The sequence below is a fragment of the Nocardia sp. NPDC052254 genome (assembly GCF_040679495.1).
In the GTDB taxonomy this organism is placed as follows: domain Bacteria; phylum Actinomycetota; class Actinomycetes; order Mycobacteriales; family Mycobacteriaceae; genus Nocardia.
The window spans coordinates 436,609-452,881 of sequence record NZ_JBFAUW010000002.1 but is presented as its reverse complement, the minus strand read 5'-3'; the positions used below and the strand labels follow the sequence as shown (position 1 = coordinate 452,881).

Here is a 16,273-nt window from a genome sequence, read left to right as displayed (position 1 = left end):
GCGGCTCGCTCGCGCGCCCGTCGCACGCCAGGCCTTCTAAGGAGAGTTCATGACTGAGACCACCCTGCCGCCCAACGGTGGTGCGGGCGACCGGATCGAACCGGTCGACATCCAGAACGAAATGCAGAGCAGCTACATCGATTACGCGATGAGCGTGATCGTGGGCCGCGCACTGCCCGATGTACGTGACGGGCTCAAGCCGGTGCACCGGCGTGTGCTCTACGCGATGTACGACAACGGCTATCGGCCCGACCGCGGTTATGTGAAGTCCGCTCGCCCGGTCGCCGAGACCATGGGTAACTACCACCCGCACGGTGACTCCTCGATCTACGACACCCTCGTGCGCATGGCCCAGCCGTGGTCGCTGCGGTATCCGCTCGTCGACGGTCAGGGCAACTTCGGCTCCCGTGGCAACGACGGCGCGGCCGCCATGCGGTACACCGAGTGCCGCCTGACCCCGCTCGCGATGGAAATGTTGCGGGAGATCGACCATGAGACGGTCGATTTCGTCGCGAACTACGACGGTCGCTCGCAGGAACCGACCGTGTTGCCCAGCCGTGTTCCCGCACTGCTGATGAATGGCAGCAACGGCATCGCGGTCGGAATGGCGACGAACATCCCGCCGCACAATCTCGGCGAGCTGGCCGAGGCGATCTACTGGGCGCTGGACAACTACGAGGCCGATGAACAGGCCACGCTCGCGGCGTGCATGGAGCGTGTCAAGGGTCCGGACTTCCCGACTCACGGACTGATCGTCGGGACCCAGGGCATTCACGATGCCTACACCACCGGTCGCGGCTCCATTCGCATGCGCGGTGTGGTCGAGATCGAGGAAGACAATCGTGGCCGCACCACGATCGTCATCACCGAACTGCCGTACCAGGTCAACACGGACAACTTCATCAACTCGATCGCCGAGCAGGTCAAGGACGGCAAGATCGCGGGTATCTCCGATATCCACGACGAGTCCTCCGACCGCGCGGGTATGCGGATCGTGGTCACGGTCAAGCGCGATGCCGTGGCGAAGGTGGTGCTGAACAACCTCTACAAGCACACCCAGCTGCAGACCAGCTTCGGCGCCAACATGCTGTCCATCGTCGACGGTGTACCGCGCACACTGCGCCTGGATCAGATGATCCGGCTCTATGTCGACCACCAGTTGCAGGTCATCGTCCGGCGTACTCGCTACCTGCTGCGCAAGGCAGAGGAACGGGCCCACATCCTGCGCGGCCTGGTCAAGGCTCTGGACGCGCTCGACGAGGTCATCGCCCTGATCCGGCGCTCGGCCAACACCGACACCGCGCGGACCGGCCTGATGGATCTGCTGGAGATCGATGAGATCCAGGCGACCGCCATCCTCGATATGCAGCTGCGCCGTCTGTCCGCCCTGGAACGGCAGAAGATCGTCGACGAATTGGCCCGCATCGAGGCCGAGATCGCCGATTTGAAGGACATCCTGGAGAAGCCGGAGCGACAGCGTGCGATCGTGCGCGACGAGCTGGCCGAAATCGTCGAGAAGTACGGCGACGACCGGCGCACCCGGATCGTCGCGGCCGATGGCGATGTGGCCGACGAGGATCTGATCGCCCGCGAGGACGTCGTTGTCACGATCACCGCGACGGGTTACGCCAAGCGCACCAAGACCGACTTGTACCGCAGTCAGAAGCGTGGTGGCAAGGGTGTGCAGGGCGCCGGTCTCAAGCAGGACGACCTGGTCAAGCACTTCTTCGTGACCTCGACCCACGACTGGTTGCTGTTCTTCACCAACCTGGGCCGCGTCTACCGGGCCAAAGCATACGAACTGCCCGAGGCGAACCGCACCGCGCGTGGCCAGCACGTCGCCAACCTGCTGGCATTCCAGCCGGAGGAGAAGATCGCGCAGGTCATCCAGATCCAGACCTACGAGGACGCACCGTATCTGGTGCTGGCCACCCGCAACGGCCTGGTCAAGAAGTCTCGTTTGACCGATTTCGATTCCAACCGCACCGGCGGCATCGTGGCGGTGAACCTTCGCGATACCGACGAATTGGTTGGTGCCGCACTGTGTTCGGCCGATGACGATCTGCTGCTGGTGTCGGCGCACGGACAGTCGATCCGCTTTGCGGCCAACGACGAGGTCCTGCGTCCCATGGGCCGCGCGACCTCCGGCGTGCAGGGCATGCGGTTCAACACCGACGATGAGCTGTTGTCGCTCAATGTCGTTCGGGACGGAACCTATCTGCTTGTCGCGACCGCAGGTGGGTACTCCAAGCGCACAGCCATCGAGGAGTACACGGCCCAGGGCCGTGGCGGTAAAGGTGTGTTGACGCTTCAGTACGACCCGAAGCGTGGGAGCCTGGTAGGAGCGCTTATCGTCGACGATGACGACGAGCTCTACGCGATCACGTCCGGCGGCGGTGTCATCCGGACGGCGGCGAGGCAGGTGCGCAAGGCAGGTCGGCAGACCAAGGGTGTGCGGTTGATGAACCTCGGCGAGGGCGATACCTTGCTCGCGATCGCACGTAACGCCGATGAGCCCGACCAGGTTTCCGGAGAAGAAGAGGCCTGAGGCTCGGATTAGCGTTAGGTTCTGGAAGCGGTAATTTCTCCACAAGCAGCGGCGCCACGACGGATCGAAGGATTCTGCATTGACCACTCCGAATCAGCCGAACGACGAGCGAAACCACGCCAACGGTGTGTCCGAGCGGATCGCGCCGTCACCGATTCCGCCGCGGCCCTCGCCGCGGTCGGGGTCGTCGGCCGAGAACGGCTCGGGCAATTCGCCCGCATCGTCCGAGCCACAAGGTGATTCCGCGAAGGCCGGTGCTTCGGCATCGGGTCTCGGCGACGGTGGTGATGGTCGTGGTGGGTCCCGCTTCGAGGAGGGCTGGTCGCAGTTGCCGCAGCGGGAGCCGCAGTCGAATCTGAACCGCCCGGGGCAGGCTCCGGTACAGGGCCGCAGTGCGCAGAGTGGTCTGGGTGGTGGCGTGAGCAATGCTCGCACCACCACCGACCTCGCCGCGAAGGCGGCGCGCAAGGAAGCGGCGATGGTCAAGTCGGTCGGTATCGATGGTCCGACGCGGAGTATCGCCCGGCCGGAACTGATCAAGGACCTGCCCGATCTGTCGGATCTGCGTCACCCGCTTCCGCAAGCGGATGTGGCTGCGGCGCAGCAGGTTCCGATGGCCGCGACGCCCCCGAGTGCTGCGGCACCGGGCTACTCGCCGTCCGCGCAGGCCGCGGTCGCGCAGGCCGTGAGCAGCGGTGAGCCGTTGCGTGCGACGGTGCAGGTGCGCCACATCGACCCCTGGTCGACATTGAAGGTGTCGCTGGTCATCAGCGTCGCGATGTTCTTCGTCTGGATGCTGGCCGTCGGATTCCTCTACATCGTGCTGTCCGGTATGGGCGTGTGGGATCGGTTGAACAGCACCTTCACCGACATGGTGAACGACAACAACTCCTCGGCCACCACGATCATCGATGCCGGCAGCGTCTTCGGTTACGCGGCCGTGGTCGGCCTGATCAATGTGGTGTTGTTCACAGCGTTGTCGACGGTCGGCGTGTTCATCTACAACCAGTGCACCGATCTGGTGGGCGGTGTGCAGGTGACGCTGGCCGATCCGGACTGATGTGATCGTCACGAGCGGCCGGCCGGGATCTATTTCCCGGACCGGCCGCTCGTTGTTTGAGGCGGCCTTGACCTGGCGTTTTGGAGAGCAATCGGGGGGTTGTGTAGTCTCTACCGAGTCAAGTCACGACGCGCGCAGTCGGGACGAAACGGTACGGGCCTATAGCTCAGGCGGTTAGAGCGCTTCGCTGATAACGAAGAGGTCGGAGGTTCAAGTCCTCCTAGGCCCACATCTACATACCTGGTCGCGACAGCGGCCGAGGGGGCCTTAGCTCAATTGGCAGAGCACTGCCTTTGCAAGGCAGGGGTTAGGGGTTCGATTCCCCTAGGCTCCACTTCTTTCGATCGAAATCCGGGGGGATTCGTTCTTTTCGGCTTCCGTCGTCACCTGGTCCCTCGCCTTGTCGTTCAGCGCAGGCGCCGGCTGACCTACCCGCTCCGGCCCAGTAGGGTGGACCACATGAAACTTCTTCTGACGATCGGTGTCCTGGCCGCAGTTGTCTTCGCAGTCACCAAGGTTCGCAAGCGCAACGATGCGGATCTGTGGCAAGAGGTGACCGCGCGCTGAGCCTGCGCCTCACCGGGGCCTTAGCTCAATTGGCAGAGCACTGCCTTTGCAAGGCAGGGGTTAGGGGTTCGATTCCCCTAGGCTCCACCGCCCCGCGCCGGTTCATCGGCGCAGTCCGGCCGTCACGGCCGGATGAGCAGATCGACGACTCCCTGTACTTCTTCCGGTGTGGGTGTGGGCAGATTGTCGCGGCCGTGAATCAAGCCGATACCCAGGTAGACCATCGCGCCCGCGCGCTGCCGAGCCTGTACCGGATCGAAGCCGAGATCGAGCATGATCGTCTGAACCGTGCGAAAGACGCGCTGGTCGAGCGCACGCACGGCATCGGCCACCGTCGCGTCGGTGCGTGACCACTCCCGCACCGACGCCTCGACCATCCAGTGCCGCGGATCCACCAGCATGGCCGCCATCTTCTCGATGCGTGCCTCGACCGGGATCGAGTCCAGATCGGCGAGTGCCCGCACGGCCTCGGCCTGCATTTCGCCCCACCGGTCGGCCATCGCCGCCATGAGCTGTTCGAGATCGTCGAAATGCCAGTAGAAGCTGCCCTTGGTGACGCCCAGATCCTGGCAGAGCCGGGGGATCCGGATCGCTGTCACGCCCTCCCGCGCGAGTAGATCCAGGGCGCCGTTCACCCAGTCCTCGTAGGACAGCCGAGCCGTCTGCCGACGGCTACGGTGCTGGGCCTCGGCCTTTTTGGTCTGGGGGGCCTTCTTCGGCGCTGTCATCGCCTCACCGCTGTGCTGACCGGGTGCATCACCCGATCGTAGGGGAGTCGGCCGTCCGCGAATCCGATGTGCGTCCGGCTCACCTCCGATCAGTCCATTCAATCGAGTACCGTCAACTGTACTCAATGGTATGGTCGCGATGCCGAAAGGCGAGTGTGGTCACCACGGAAGGTGCGAGGGATGTATCGACCGATCGGGCGCCGCGCGATGTTGCGAGGTATCGGCGCCGGTCTGGCCACTGCCGCGGTGGGCCGGTCGGTCGCGGCCGCCGATCCGCCGGGATTCGCGAGCCCGCTGCTGTTCCACTCCCCACCGCTGCGGAAATTCGTCGACGAGCTGCCGCGCTTGCCGATCGTCACCGGTGCTCGATTGGACCTGATCGCCGACACGACGGAACATCGCTTCCATCGGGATCTCCCCGCGGTGCCCGCGTTCGGTTACAACGGCCGGAGCTATCTGGGCCCGACGATCGAGCACGAAGCCGGTTCGCCGTTGGCGGTGCGCTTCCGCAACCGGCTCGGCGCGCACCCGTTCGCCGCTGATATCGACACCAGCCTGCACGGTGTCGCGGACAGCTACCGGACGACGGTCCCGGCATCGCTGCATCTGCACGGTGGGGTCACACCGCCGGCCTTCGACGGTCACCCGGAACAACTCGTGCTGCCCGGGCAGGAGCTGGATCACGAATTCCCGTTCCGGCAGTCGGCCGGACATCTCTGGTACCACGACCACGCCATGGGGATAACCCGAGCGAATGTCTATGCGGGACTGGCCGGAACGGTCTTGCTCCGCGATGAATTCGACACCGGTCGCTCGGACAATCCGCTGGGGCTACCCGCGGACGAGTTCGAGCTGCCGCTGATACTGCAGGAGAAGATCTTCACCCCGGAGGGACGGCAGAGCCTGCGTTCCACCACCGTTGTCCCCCAGGGCCTGTGGGAAGGCGGCGGCGTCGGCGATGTCGGTGTCGTGAACGGGGTGGCGTGGCCGGAACTTCCGGTGGCGCGTGGGCTGTACCGGTTTCGTGTGATCAACGCAGCGTCGTTCAGCGTGTGGAATCTGTTCCTCGGTAATCGCATGCGGTTCTGGGTGATCGGGAACGATCATGGTCTGCTGGATGCGCCGGTCGAGGTCCGCAATCTGCGGCTCGCTCCCGCCGAAAGAGTCGATCTACTGGTCGATTTCACCGATTTCGCGCCGGGGGACACCGTCGAACTCCGCAATGACGAACAGCCGGTTTTCCAGGCCGCGGTGCTGGGCGAGGTCGCGATGCCGGTGTTCTGCCGGTTCCGGGTGCGGGATCGCACCGGATTCCGGGCAGCGGTACCGCAGACGTTGCGCGGAGGTCCACGGCAACCCGCCCTGCTACCTCCCGTACAGGCACCGGCTCTCGGCCGCGATCTGACGGTCAGCCAGCCCTACGAACCGCGGATGCCCCCGGCGATCATGTCGCTGAACAATCTCCGCTACTCCGATCCGGATATCGAACAGCCGCGCCAGGGCACGACCGAGGTCTGGAACATCGTGAACATCACGCCGGATCCCCATCCGATCCACATCCACCTGGTGACGTTCCGCATTCTGAGCCGGACGCCGCTGCGCACGGTGGATTACCAACTGGCCCATCCACAACCGCCCATCGGGGTGCGCTGGACACCGGACCCGCAGGATTTCCTGGCCGGACCGCCGCAACCACCGGCTCCGTGGGAATGTGGCTGGAAGGATGTGGTGCGCGTCGACGGCGGCACCGTGACCCGCGTCGTGGTGCGCTTCCCGACCGCGGAAGAACTCGGCTTCGATCCCGACGCTTCTTTTCCCAGACTCAATCCGGCGACGGCCATGACGTCGCATTCGGATGCACATGCCGCGCAGGGTGATTCGGACCTGCGCGGCTACATATGGCATTGCCACCTGCTCGATCACGAGGACCACGACATGATGCTGCGATTCCGAACGGTGCGGTGAACAGATGACCCAGACCATCACATGCCCCAGCGCATTCCGCTATTGGGAGGCGAAACGGACGCCGATGGTACGGCGGCTCGAGGCCGCTGTACGAAAGGTCACCGGCGCCGGTCTCTTTCCCACCGACGACCAGGCCCGCGCCCTCACCGAGGATCTGTTCGCCGGTGATCCGGTCGCGGAGCGGTTCGTCGCCGAGGTGATGCACGGGCCCGGCGGTTCGGCCGCCGGCCGGCGCCTCCTCGATCAGGCGCTGCACGGGGGGATCGATGCCGTGCCCGAGGCACCGGAATCCATGCGGGAGTTGTTCGCGGAGTTCGAGACGGTCCCCGAGTGGGTGCGGCCGGAGCTGGTCGAGCAGGGCGCCGCGATCTGGCGGCGCTGGGGCACCATGCTGTTCAGCTTCGCCGGTGCCGAAACCCTGGAGATGTACACCGAATCCGCAGTGGCGACCCCGTTGTCGCTGGCCGGCGGATACGCCGGAAACAGCGCATTGCGAAGGTATCTGGAGACCTGCCGGTTCTGGATGGACGTATCGCAGCCGAATGCGTTGCTGACGCCCGGATCGACCGGGCGTGCCACCGCGCTGAAGGTACGCGTGATGCATGTGTCGGTGCGCGCGAAGGTCGCCGAGCATCCGGAATGGGATATCGAGCGGTGGGGCCTGCCGATCAGCCAGACCTATCAGCTGCTGACCCTGATCGCGGGCAGCGTGACACCGGGGCTCGGATTGTGGGCGCTCGGATACCAGACGACGCCGTCGGAAATCCGTGCGCTGCTGCACTTTCAGCGGTACATGGGATATCTGCTCGGCGTCCGATTGCAGTGGCATCCCGAGACCATCGTGGATTCGCTGCGGGTGCTCGCGATGACGATCGCGTCGCGCTCCTACGATGCCGGCGATCACGGTGCGGAACTGATCGAGTCGTATCCGGTGGCCTTCGCCCCGCGCCCGGAACATCGTGGTTGGAGTCGGATTCGCGCCGCCTACAACTTCCGCATCAACTCGGTCTATTCGGCGATGTACATGGCGCCCGGCACCCGGCGGAAATACACGCTGCCTCCGGCCTTTCCGTGGTTGCTGATTCCGGTGTTGCGGCTCCCGCTGATCACCGCGATGGAGTTCGCCCGGCGGCTTCCGCCCATCGGCCGGGTGCACGAACAGGTGATGGTGTGGCATCGGGAGAACTGGTATCGGGCCCAGATGCAGGGCAGGGAAGCGGAATTCGATGCCAGTGGCGCGCTGCGCCGCTGACGGGAACAGGTCGATGAAAGAGATGAGCCGATGAACAACACCGACATCATCGAGGCGTGGAACGGCCCCGGGCGCCGGGACGGTGAACTGACCGTGGTCGAATCCCGGCACAACGCGGTACATCCCGCCGCGAGTTCACTGGCGTTCGAGCACTGGTATTTCGATGCCCGGCTGGACAGCGGGATCACCGTGGTCGGATTCCTGACCAAGCGACGTCCCGAGGACCTGCCGCACTCCCGGCCCTGGGTCGAGCTGATGGTCTATCAACCAGATGGCAGCCGTCGCCAGATCGCACGGAAATATTCGCGCGACAAGGCGTCGTTCGATGCCGAGGCGATGGACGTCCGGATCGGGGACAACCACGCGCACACCGAATTCCGGCCCGATGGACTACCGACCCATCATCTGCGGCTGGCCGAGGACGGTCTGGAGTTCGACCTCCGGTTCGACAACGAGCTACCGAGCTGGATGCCGGGGAAGGGCGAAACCCATTTCGGCGGTGGCGATTCCTTCGGCTGGGTCGTCGGGGCGCCGCGCGCCCGGGTGAGCGGGACGGTCACCATCGACGGTGTGCGATCGGAGGTCACCGGTCGCGGGTACGCCGACCACAACTGGGGCGTCGGTGATATGCGCAAGATCATCGAGCGCTGGCATTGGGGCCGGTTGTACGTCGGGGACTACTCGTTGCTGTTCGCCGATGTGCTGACCCAGGCGCGGCGTGGTGCGCACGAGATCGCGCCGCTGATGTTGGCCCAGCACGATCGGATCGTCCTCTCGACCGGTGAGATGCGGTTGCGCGAGGGCCCGGGGCGGTTCGATGCCACCGCCGGCCGCAACTATCCGGAATGGATCGAGTTGTCCGTACCCGACCAGGTGGAGCTGCGCCTGGACGTGGAACGGGTCATCCATGCCCACGATCTGCTCGACGATATCCCGCTGGTGGGCTCGCGCCTGCTGAAGCCGCTGGCGCACAGGCTGATCGGCCATCCCGGCTATTTCCGCTTCGAATCCGCTTTCGAGCTAACCGTGCACGGTGCCGGTGAACCGGTCCGCCGCACAGGCACCACGTTGCACGAGCTGGTGGCGCTGACCTGACACTTGCGTGGATCGAAATCCACGCATTCGCCACGCAAGGGTGCTGCAAGCCGGCGCGGCCAGGGTGAATGTCATGAACGAGACATTCGATGTGGTTGTCGCCGGCGCCGGCCCGGTCGGGCTGATGCTGGCATGTGAGCTGCGACTGGCCGGCGTCGACGTACTGGTCGTCGAGCGGCTGCCGGAGCTGGACCGGACGATCAAGGCCGGCGCCATCAATGTGCCCACCGCCCAGGCCTTCGATCGCCGCGGCCTGCTGCCCGAACTGCTGGCCCGGCAGCAGGTGGCGATCGAGGCGATCAGGGCATTCGCCGGTCCCTCCACGATCCCTGCCGATCGGCCCCCGATCGCCGGTCATTTCGCGGGGATCATGCTGCCCTTCGATGTGATCGATGGTGACGATCCCGACTTCGCCGGGGTGGGGCCCGCGGCCCTGACGATGCTGGTGAATCAGCAGGGGATCGAGGAGATCCTCGGTGCCCGGGCAGCGGAACTGGGTGTGGTCGTGCGCCGCGGGCTGGAACTGACCGGCCTGACCGACGACGGCAAGGGCGTGACCGTGCACTGCGGCGCCGAGTCGATGCGCGCCGCCTGGCTGGTCGGATGCGACGGCGGCCGCAGTGTGGTCCGCAAACTCGCCGGATTCGACTTTCCCGGAATCGATCCGGAGATCACCGGGCGGCAGGCGGTCGTCGAGATGTCGGATACCGAAGGGCTGCAACTGGGTTGGAACGATACCGACAACGGCATCTACGTCTACGGGCCGACGCCGGGGCGATTCCTGACCGTCGAACTCGACGGGCCGCCGGCGGAGCGCGACGCACCGGTGACCGCCGCGGAACTCGAGGCGAGTCTGCGCCGTGTCACCGGTGTGCCGGTGCGTATCACGGCCGTGCATTCGGCCACCCGGTTCACCGACAACACGCGGCAGGTATCGGATTACCGTAAGGGCCGCGTGCTGCTGGCCGGTGATGCGGCACATGTGCATTCGCCTTTCGGTGGGCAGGGCCTGAATCTCGGCATCGGCGACGCCGTCGACCTCGGCTGGAAACTGGGCGCGGTCGTGGCCGGGCGGATGGGGGAGGAACTGCTCGACACGTACACCGCGGAGCGATATCCGATCGGTGCGTGGGTGTTGGAATGGACTCGTGCCCAGGTGGCGCTGATGCGCTTGGATCGCCGCAGCAAGGCCCTGCGCGAGGTGATGGCCGAGCTGTTGTCCACCGGCGACGGCGCGACCGCGGTGCTCAAGCGGATATCCGGTGTCCTGCACCGGTACAACCTCGGTGGTGGCCATCGGCTGGTCGGTGCGGTGGTGCCGGATCTGGCGCTGTCGGACGGCTCGCGGGTGGCCGAGCACTTCGGCTCGGGCGCAGGTGTGCTGTTCGACCTCACCGATTCCGCGGAACTGCGTGCCGCCGCGGCCGGCTGGCGGGACCGGATCCGGACCGTCACGGCGAAACCACTGGATTCCCCGAGCTTTCCGGACCTGGCGGCGATACTGGTCCGGCCGGACGGATATGTGGCCTGGGCTGCGGACGAGGGCGGCGTGGTCCGCGACCTTCCGGACCTCACCGCCGCGCTGCGCCGCTGGTTCGGTGCGCCCGCACAGGTGCCGTGACGATTCGGCCGACGGCTCAGTCGGGTGCCCAGCCCGGTCCGCGCAGCAGGTATCCCCAGCGATCGCGCCAGGACCGGGCGGCAACCAGATCCGACCAGATGGCGGCGAATTCGTGTGTGGCCACGCGAACCGGGTTGAAGGTGCCGATATTGGTGGTCAGGCCGTAACGCACCCGCTCGGATTCGGGTTCGAAGGTGCCGAACAGCCGATCCCACACGATCAGGATGCCGCCGTAGTTGCGATCGAGATAGCGATCGTTGGAGCCGTGGTGCACCCGATGATGGGACGGCGTATTGAACACCCACTCGATCGGCCGCCACAGCGTCCCGACCCGCTCGGTGTGGATGAAGAACTGATACACCAGGCTGATCGACTGCTGCAGCAGAATCATCCACGGTGGAAATCCCAGTAGTGCCAGTGGAATCCAATACGGCAGCGAGCTGAACGGTGTCCAGGGCTGACGCAGTGCGGTGGAGAGGTTGTAGAACTCGCTCGAGTGGTGCACGACGTGACTGGCCCACAGCATCCGCACGGTGTGGTGGGTGCGGTGGTACCAGTAATAGGCGAAATCGTCGGCCACGATCAGTGCGATCCAGGTCAGCGGGTCGGCCGGGGACAGCTGGAGGGGCGTGATCAGGTACGCCGCGGCGAAGACGGTGAGTACCACCAGTTTCCAGCCGATATTGACCACCACATTGCCCAGCCCCATCATCACACTGGTCGTGGCGTCGCGGAACCGGTAGCCGAGTTCGTCGTCATCGGGCAGGAAGCGGAACGAGACGGCCTCGGCGATCAGGCAGATGACGAAAACCGGTATGGCATGGGCAATCAGGTCGAACATGGTCAGTCTTTCGCACCCAGGGCCGCGGCGAAGCGGCCGAGAAATTCGTGAGCCAGCGCGTAGGCGCCCTCTCCGTCGCGAGCCGCGATGCGCCGCGCCAGTTCCCGATGGACCTCGGCGTCGATGTATTCCTTGTTGAGACCCAATTCGGCGATCACCGGCATCCCGATATCGAAGTAGCCGTGGACCAGTGTGTTCATCGCCAGCCGGTAGGCCACGTTCCCGGACCCGTCGATGACCGCGGTCCAGAACTCCAGATCCGCCGCGGTCGATTCGGCGAGATCGGCCGTCGCGTCCGGATAGTCGCGCGCCGCCTGTTCGACCGCCGCGATCTGCTCGTCATCGGCGGTCTGCGCGCACAATCGGGCCGCGTCGGCGGCGACCGAGCGGCGCATCACCGCGATATCACGCAGCAGTCGCTGCGGTGGTAGCGCGCCGGCGGCGGCCAGGGAGGACAGAACCTCGAGCCCCGCGTTCGCGCGCCAGTCCAGCACCCGGGTCTTACCGCCCTGGGCTACACGCACCAGCCCACCCTGCTGGACTCGCCGCAGGGCCTCACGGACCGCATGCCGGTTGACCTGGAAGGTTTCGGCGAGCTCCCGTTCCGAGGGCAGTGCCTCGCCGGGTGCGATCCGCCCGCTGAGTATCGCCTCGACCAACTGGCCGAAGACGGTATCCGAGACGGCGGTGCGGGAGACGGCGGTGAACTCCATGGTCGCCACCTTGACCGATACTTCTCAACAAGTCAACTGGTTGTACCAGTGTTGCCAGTGGAGGTGGTATATGTAACGTTGCGTAGCGGCAAAATTGCCCGGCCGATTACGATCGCGAGGATCCGCGGGACAGCCGTGGTGGAATCGGGAGGGAGCTACCGGTGGTCGCGTTCGTTGCGGATCTGCCACGCGCCGCGCGCAATGTGTGGGCGGTGTCGTTCGGTGACGGCATCGAGCCGTAACGGCCCGCGCCGTCGACACCGGTCAGCGAGGAACCGCACAACCGGCTGCTGCGCTACGACCGTGCCGAACCGGCGATCGGAAATCCGGTGCTGTTGGTGCCGCCGCTCGCGGTGACGCCGGCCTGCTTCGACCTGCGCGACGGGCAGAGCCTGGTCCGGTATCTCCTGGGAATCGGCAAGCAGCCGTACGTCATCGATTACGGCGACTTCGACTACAGCGACCGCGAACTCGGACTCCAGCACTGGACCCACGACATCGTGCCGGACGCCGTCCGCCGGGTGGCCGCCGCCCACGATCGTCCGGTGGATGTGATCGGCTGGTCGCTCGGCGGGGTGCTCGCGATGCTCGCCGCGGCGGCCGATGCGGATCTGCCGGTTGCCTCCGTCACCGGACTGGCGACCCCGTTCGATCAGCGGCACACGCCGTTTCTGGTGCCGGTGCGGATCGCCGGACGGGTGACCGGCGGTCGCGGTGTCGCGATGGCGACCCGGCTGCTCGGTGGCGCGCCGCGCGAACTGGTCCGGCTGGGGTTCCGGCTGCAGGCCTTCGACCGGGAGCTGACCAAGCCGTTGTTCATCGCCCGGCATGCGGCCGATACCGAGGCGCTCGCGCGGATGGAGGCGGTCGACCGATTCATGGCGAGCATGCCCGGCTATCCGGGGCGGTCGCTCTGGCAGATCCATCGCAGTCCGGTATTGCGAAACGAGCTGGCGGACGGGGTTGTCCGGCTGCGTTCGGACCTGGTCGTGGAGCTGTCCAAGCTCATGTGCCGGTACTGCTGATCGGCGGTCGCACCGATATGTTGGTGCCCGCCCGCTCGGTGCGCCGCGGACCGGAGCTGCTCACCGGCGCGTCCGAGGTGCGCTTCGCCGAGGTGAGCGGTGGCCATCTCGGCCTGATGGTGGGACCGAAGGCCGCCGAATCGACCTGGCCGGTGATCAGAGAGTTCCTGAGCGCCTGACGAATTGGGCTCAGATCAGCCCGAGTTCACGTGCCCTGCTGATGGCTGCCGCACGCGAGCCGCTGCCCAGTTTGTGGTAGATCCCGCGTAGGTGGGTCTTGACGGTATTGATCGAAACCCCCATGCCCTCGGCGATGTTCAGCGTCGTCATGCCCGACGGGAGCTGGCGCAACACCGAAATCTCGGTTTCGGTCAATTTGGGGCCCTGCCCGGCCGACCGGGCCAGCGGATGGGCCCGGATCCGATCGACCAGCATGTCGTGATGACCGAAGCGGCCGACCGAACCATCCAGCAGCGCAACGGTTCCGGGCACATCCACGAACGGGCGCACAATCCGATCCGCAGCCGCGTGGCGCAGTGCGTGTGACAGTGCCCCGTAGGTCTTCACCGGGCGGTCGAGATGATCACAGGCCGAGGCGTAGAACAGCCAGCCCGTGACCGCGGTGATCGGCGACAATCTGTCGTCCTGGGTCAGCAACGGGCGGAGGAGTTCGAGGGTCGTCGACGAGGTTTGCGCATATTCGGACAACGCCGCCTCGGCGACCACGATCTCGGGTGTGCGCCCCAGGACGGCCGCGGCTCGCTCGGTCAAAGTCTGTGCACTGACCCGGGATTGGATCCGCAGCAGCACCAGGACCGCGTGCAGGAGCAAGTTGCCGCACGGCGCCGTCGGCGTCCGATCGGTCAGTATCTCCAGCAATTGCAGCCGCAACGCATCGGCCGCGATGAAGCGATTCGCGACGGAATCCGATTCGATCAAATGGTGCACGGCCATCGCCTGCTGTTCCGCGGCCGGTGCGGGAGTGAGGCGGCCGGTGTCCGGAATCGGTGCCGGGCCGGACTCGACGGGATCACCCTGCAGGTATCTGACGTAGTCGATCGTCGCGTCCATCTCGGTGACCGCCGGATGTGCCTGCAGTCCATACTTTTCGGCGAGATCGAGCGCATGTGCGGCCCGCCGGGACATGACCGTGTAACGACCGGCGAAACCTCCGCAGAGGGCCAGGTCGGCGGCCGCCCGCACGACGAACCGCCCGAGCCCGGCGCGTTCGGCGAGGGCCAGCGCATGCCACAAGCCGGATTCGGCTCGCTCGATCTCACCGCGATGCAACTGTGCGGTCGCCGACTGCAACACGATGTAGCAGTCCAGATCGGCGTGACCGGTCGGCGTCAGAGTGGCCGGAACCGGCATCGTCGCCTGCTCTCCGGTGGCGTTCGCGACATCGGCGACCACCGCATCGCGCAGGATGGCCAGCCAGGCGGCCGGTACCAGCGCGGAGGCCGGATACGGTTCGGCCAGTAACCGATTGAGATAAGCACCGGCGGCCGCGATATCGGCGCGGCCGGCGGACTCGGCGATCCGCAGCAACTGTACGAATTGATCGTCGGCGAGTTCACCGATCTCGTCGAGCCGGGCGAGGAATCCGGGCCCATCGCCACCGAATACCAGGCGCGGGCCGTGTTCTCGGATGAAGCGGGAGATATTCGGCCGGCCCGGTTCGGCGAGTATGTGGTGAAAAGCGGTCGCCGGCATCCGGGTCGCCACATACCAGGTCGCACAACCGCGGTGTATCTCGCGGATCCGGTCCGGCAGGCAGCGCGTGCCCTCGGCGAGTAGATACGTGTGCAGCATCGGGTGGTAGCTGTGCCACACCTCGCCGTCGCGTGCGACCGCCTTGATCGGAAGATTGTTGCGCAGCAACTGTTCCAGCGTTGCCGCGGCGGTATCGCCGACGAGTTCGGTGGCCAATTCGACGGTGAATTCCTCGGGTACGGCCGTGGTGAGCAGGAAGTTCAGTGCGTCCTCGGACAACGACGCCAGCAATTCGCCTACCAGGAAATCGCTGACCGCATGCGGCGCCTGTGCCAATGCGGCCAGAGCGGCCGCCCGGTCGTGTGAATCGGCGGCCAGATATATCGCGGCGATCCGGACGAGTGCGGCCCAGCCACAGGTGAGTTTCCGAATTCCGGCGATCTCGGTGTCGGACAGGTGCAGATCGTGCTGATCGAACAGGCGCGCGGTCAGGTGCTCGTCGAGCTCGAGTTCGCGGGCGCCCAGCCGGGTGAGGCGGCCGGTGAGGTCCAGGGTGTGCCAGCGCACCGGCGGATCGAAACGGCCCGTGACGATGGTGGTGAGATCCGGCGGGGCGTTCGTGACGAGATATTCCAACCCGGCCAGGGCAATCGGGTCGGTCAGCAGGTGGGCGTCGTCGAGGATCAGGACGGTCGGCCGGTGCCGTTGGGCCAATCGATCGATCAACCGTGCCGGTTCGGCGAGTGGTGCGGTGAACTCCTCCGAGTTCGGCGCCGCGATGGGCAGATCGAGCACACTCGCGATCGCGCGCCAGAGGTCGGTGGATTCGCCGGGGCGGCCGGTGCAGGTCAGCCAGCCGACGTGGGATTCGCATCGGTGGGTGACCCAATCGGTGGCGAGCACGGTTTTACCGCTTCCCGCAGGGGCACAGATCAATACGGTGTGCCCGCCGGCCGCGGCGGCCTCGTCGATGCGGGTCCGGGCAGCGGGAAGTGGGAGCGCGGTGACGCAGAGCTTGGGTATGCCCGGCTGTAGTCCGCTTCGAATGTTGGCAACACTCGAGCTATCGAATATTGAATGGGTAGATCTCGGTGAAGCAGTCAACGCGCCTCCCGGAGCTTTGCCTTCTCGTGAAAGCAGTTTCC

13 protein-coding genes and 3 tRNA genes are annotated in these 16,273 nt (G+C 65.8%); 12 read left to right on the top strand and 4 right to left on the bottom strand.

What is annotated here, in order from left to right; all coding sequences use genetic code 11:
• Positions 1-49: 49 nt before the first annotated feature.
• The 6 genes from gyrA to AB0L57_RS07010 all read left to right on the top strand — a co-directional run bounded on the left by gyrA (position 50) and on the right by AB0L57_RS07010 (position 4,262).
• The gene (gene gyrA / locus AB0L57_RS07035; protein WP_364958426.1) at positions 50-2,548 is read left to right on the top strand and encodes a DNA gyrase subunit A; all 2,499 of its coding nucleotides are present in this window, start codon (positions 50-52) and stop codon (positions 2,546-2,548) included.
• Positions 2,549-2,627: 79 nt separating this feature from the next.
• Positions 2,628-3,608, top strand: coding sequence for a DUF3566 domain-containing protein (locus AB0L57_RS07030; RefSeq protein ID WP_364958423.1), 981 nt, complete (start codon positions 2,628-2,630; stop codon positions 3,606-3,608).
• A gap of 155 nt (positions 3,609-3,763) precedes the next feature.
• Positions 3,764-3,837, top strand: a tRNA-Ile gene (locus AB0L57_RS07025).
• Positions 3,838-3,869: 32 nt separating this feature from the next.
• Positions 3,870-3,942: transfer RNA gene (locus AB0L57_RS07020), tRNA-Ala, on the top strand.
• Positions 3,943-4,067: 125 nt separating this feature from the next.
• Complete coding sequence (locus tag AB0L57_RS07015) at positions 4,068-4,175, top strand: DLW-39 family protein (protein ID WP_364958420.1); 108 nt, start codon at positions 4,068-4,070, stop codon at positions 4,173-4,175.
• A 14-nt stretch (positions 4,176-4,189) separates the two neighbouring features.
• Positions 4,190-4,262, top strand: a tRNA-Ala gene (locus AB0L57_RS07010).
• Positions 4,263-4,297: 35 nt separating this feature from the next.
• On the opposite strand, the gene AB0L57_RS07005 is transcribed toward AB0L57_RS07010, so the two are convergent.
• Positions 4,298-4,903, bottom strand: a complete 606-nt coding sequence (locus AB0L57_RS07005) for a TetR/AcrR family transcriptional regulator (protein WP_364958417.1) — start codon at positions 4,901-4,903, stop codon at positions 4,298-4,300.
• A 180-nt stretch (positions 4,904-5,083) separates the two neighbouring features.
• Between AB0L57_RS07005 and AB0L57_RS07000 the strand changes: the two genes are divergently transcribed.
• From AB0L57_RS07000 to AB0L57_RS06985, 4 genes are all read left to right on the top strand, one after another.
• The gene (locus AB0L57_RS07000; protein ID WP_364958414.1) at positions 5,084-6,868 is read left to right on the top strand and encodes a multicopper oxidase domain-containing protein; all 1,785 of its coding nucleotides are present in this window, start codon (positions 5,084-5,086) and stop codon (positions 6,866-6,868) included.
• A 4-nt stretch (positions 6,869-6,872) separates the two neighbouring features.
• A complete protein-coding gene (locus tag AB0L57_RS06995) occupies positions 6,873-8,120 on the top strand; it encodes an oxygenase MpaB family protein (protein WP_364958412.1) in 1,248 nt (415 codons plus the stop codon).
• A 30-nt stretch (positions 8,121-8,150) separates the two neighbouring features.
• Positions 8,151-9,215, top strand: a complete 1,065-nt coding sequence (locus AB0L57_RS06990) for a lipocalin-like domain-containing protein (RefSeq protein WP_364958409.1) — start codon at positions 8,151-8,153, stop codon at positions 9,213-9,215.
• A 73-nt stretch (positions 9,216-9,288) separates the two neighbouring features.
• Complete coding sequence (locus AB0L57_RS06985; RefSeq protein ID WP_364958406.1) at positions 9,289-10,836, top strand: FAD-dependent monooxygenase; 1,548 nt, start codon at positions 9,289-9,291, stop codon at positions 10,834-10,836.
• Positions 10,837-10,852: 16 nt separating this feature from the next.
• Here AB0L57_RS06985 and AB0L57_RS06980 read toward each other — a convergent pair whose 3' ends face one another.
• Positions 10,853-11,677 (bottom strand): sterol desaturase family protein, encoded by an 825-nt coding sequence (locus AB0L57_RS06980; protein ID WP_364958403.1) that lies wholly within the window; start codon positions 11,675-11,677, stop codon positions 10,853-10,855.
• Between the two features lie 2 nt (positions 11,678-11,679).
• On the bottom strand, positions 11,680-12,390 hold the full coding sequence (locus AB0L57_RS06975; protein WP_364958400.1) for a GntR family transcriptional regulator: 711 nt from the start codon (positions 12,388-12,390) through the stop codon (positions 11,680-11,682).
• A gap of 329 nt (positions 12,391-12,719) precedes the next feature.
• Between AB0L57_RS06975 and AB0L57_RS06970 the strand changes: the two genes are divergently transcribed.
• On the top strand, positions 12,720-13,415 hold the full coding sequence (locus AB0L57_RS06970) for an alpha/beta fold hydrolase (protein ID WP_364958397.1): 696 nt from the start codon (positions 12,720-12,722) through the stop codon (positions 13,413-13,415).
• Complete coding sequence (locus AB0L57_RS06965; protein ID WP_364958394.1) at positions 13,400-13,594, top strand: hypothetical protein; 195 nt, start codon at positions 13,400-13,402, stop codon at positions 13,592-13,594. Before AB0L57_RS06970 ends, AB0L57_RS06965 begins: the two co-directional genes overlap by 16 nt.
• 10 nt (positions 13,595-13,604) lie before the next feature.
• Here the strand turns inward: AB0L57_RS06965 and AB0L57_RS06960 are convergent, their stop codons facing one another.
• The gene (locus tag AB0L57_RS06960) at positions 13,605-16,232 is read right to left on the bottom strand and encodes a LuxR C-terminal-related transcriptional regulator (protein ID WP_364958391.1); all 2,628 of its coding nucleotides are present in this window, start codon (positions 16,230-16,232) and stop codon (positions 13,605-13,607) included.
• Positions 16,233-16,273: the final 41 nt, after the last annotated feature.

Coding starts and splice junctions, on each gene's coding strand:
- gyrA (WP_364958426.1), top strand. CDS start 50: ATGACTGAGACCACCCTGCCGCCCAACGGTGGTGCGGGCGACCGGATC.
- AB0L57_RS07015 (WP_364958420.1), top strand. CDS start 4,068: ATGAAACTTCTTCTGACGATCGGTGTCCTGGCCGCAGTTGTCTTCGCA.
- AB0L57_RS07005 (WP_364958417.1), bottom strand. CDS start 4,903: ATGACAGCGCCGAAGAAGGCCCCCCAGACCAAAAAGGCCGAGGCCCAG.
- AB0L57_RS07000 (WP_364958414.1), top strand. CDS start 5,084: ATGTATCGACCGATCGGGCGCCGCGCGATGTTGCGAGGTATCGGCGCC.
- AB0L57_RS06995 (WP_364958412.1), top strand. CDS start 6,873: ATGACCCAGACCATCACATGCCCCAGCGCATTCCGCTATTGGGAGGCG.
- AB0L57_RS06990 (WP_364958409.1), top strand. CDS start 8,151: ATGAACAACACCGACATCATCGAGGCGTGGAACGGCCCCGGGCGCCGG.
- AB0L57_RS06985 (WP_364958406.1), top strand. CDS start 9,289: ATGAACGAGACATTCGATGTGGTTGTCGCCGGCGCCGGCCCGGTCGGG.
- AB0L57_RS06980 (WP_364958403.1), bottom strand. CDS start 11,677: ATGTTCGACCTGATTGCCCATGCCATACCGGTTTTCGTCATCTGCCTG.
- AB0L57_RS06975 (WP_364958400.1), bottom strand. CDS start 12,390: ATGGAGTTCACCGCCGTCTCCCGCACCGCCGTCTCGGATACCGTCTTC.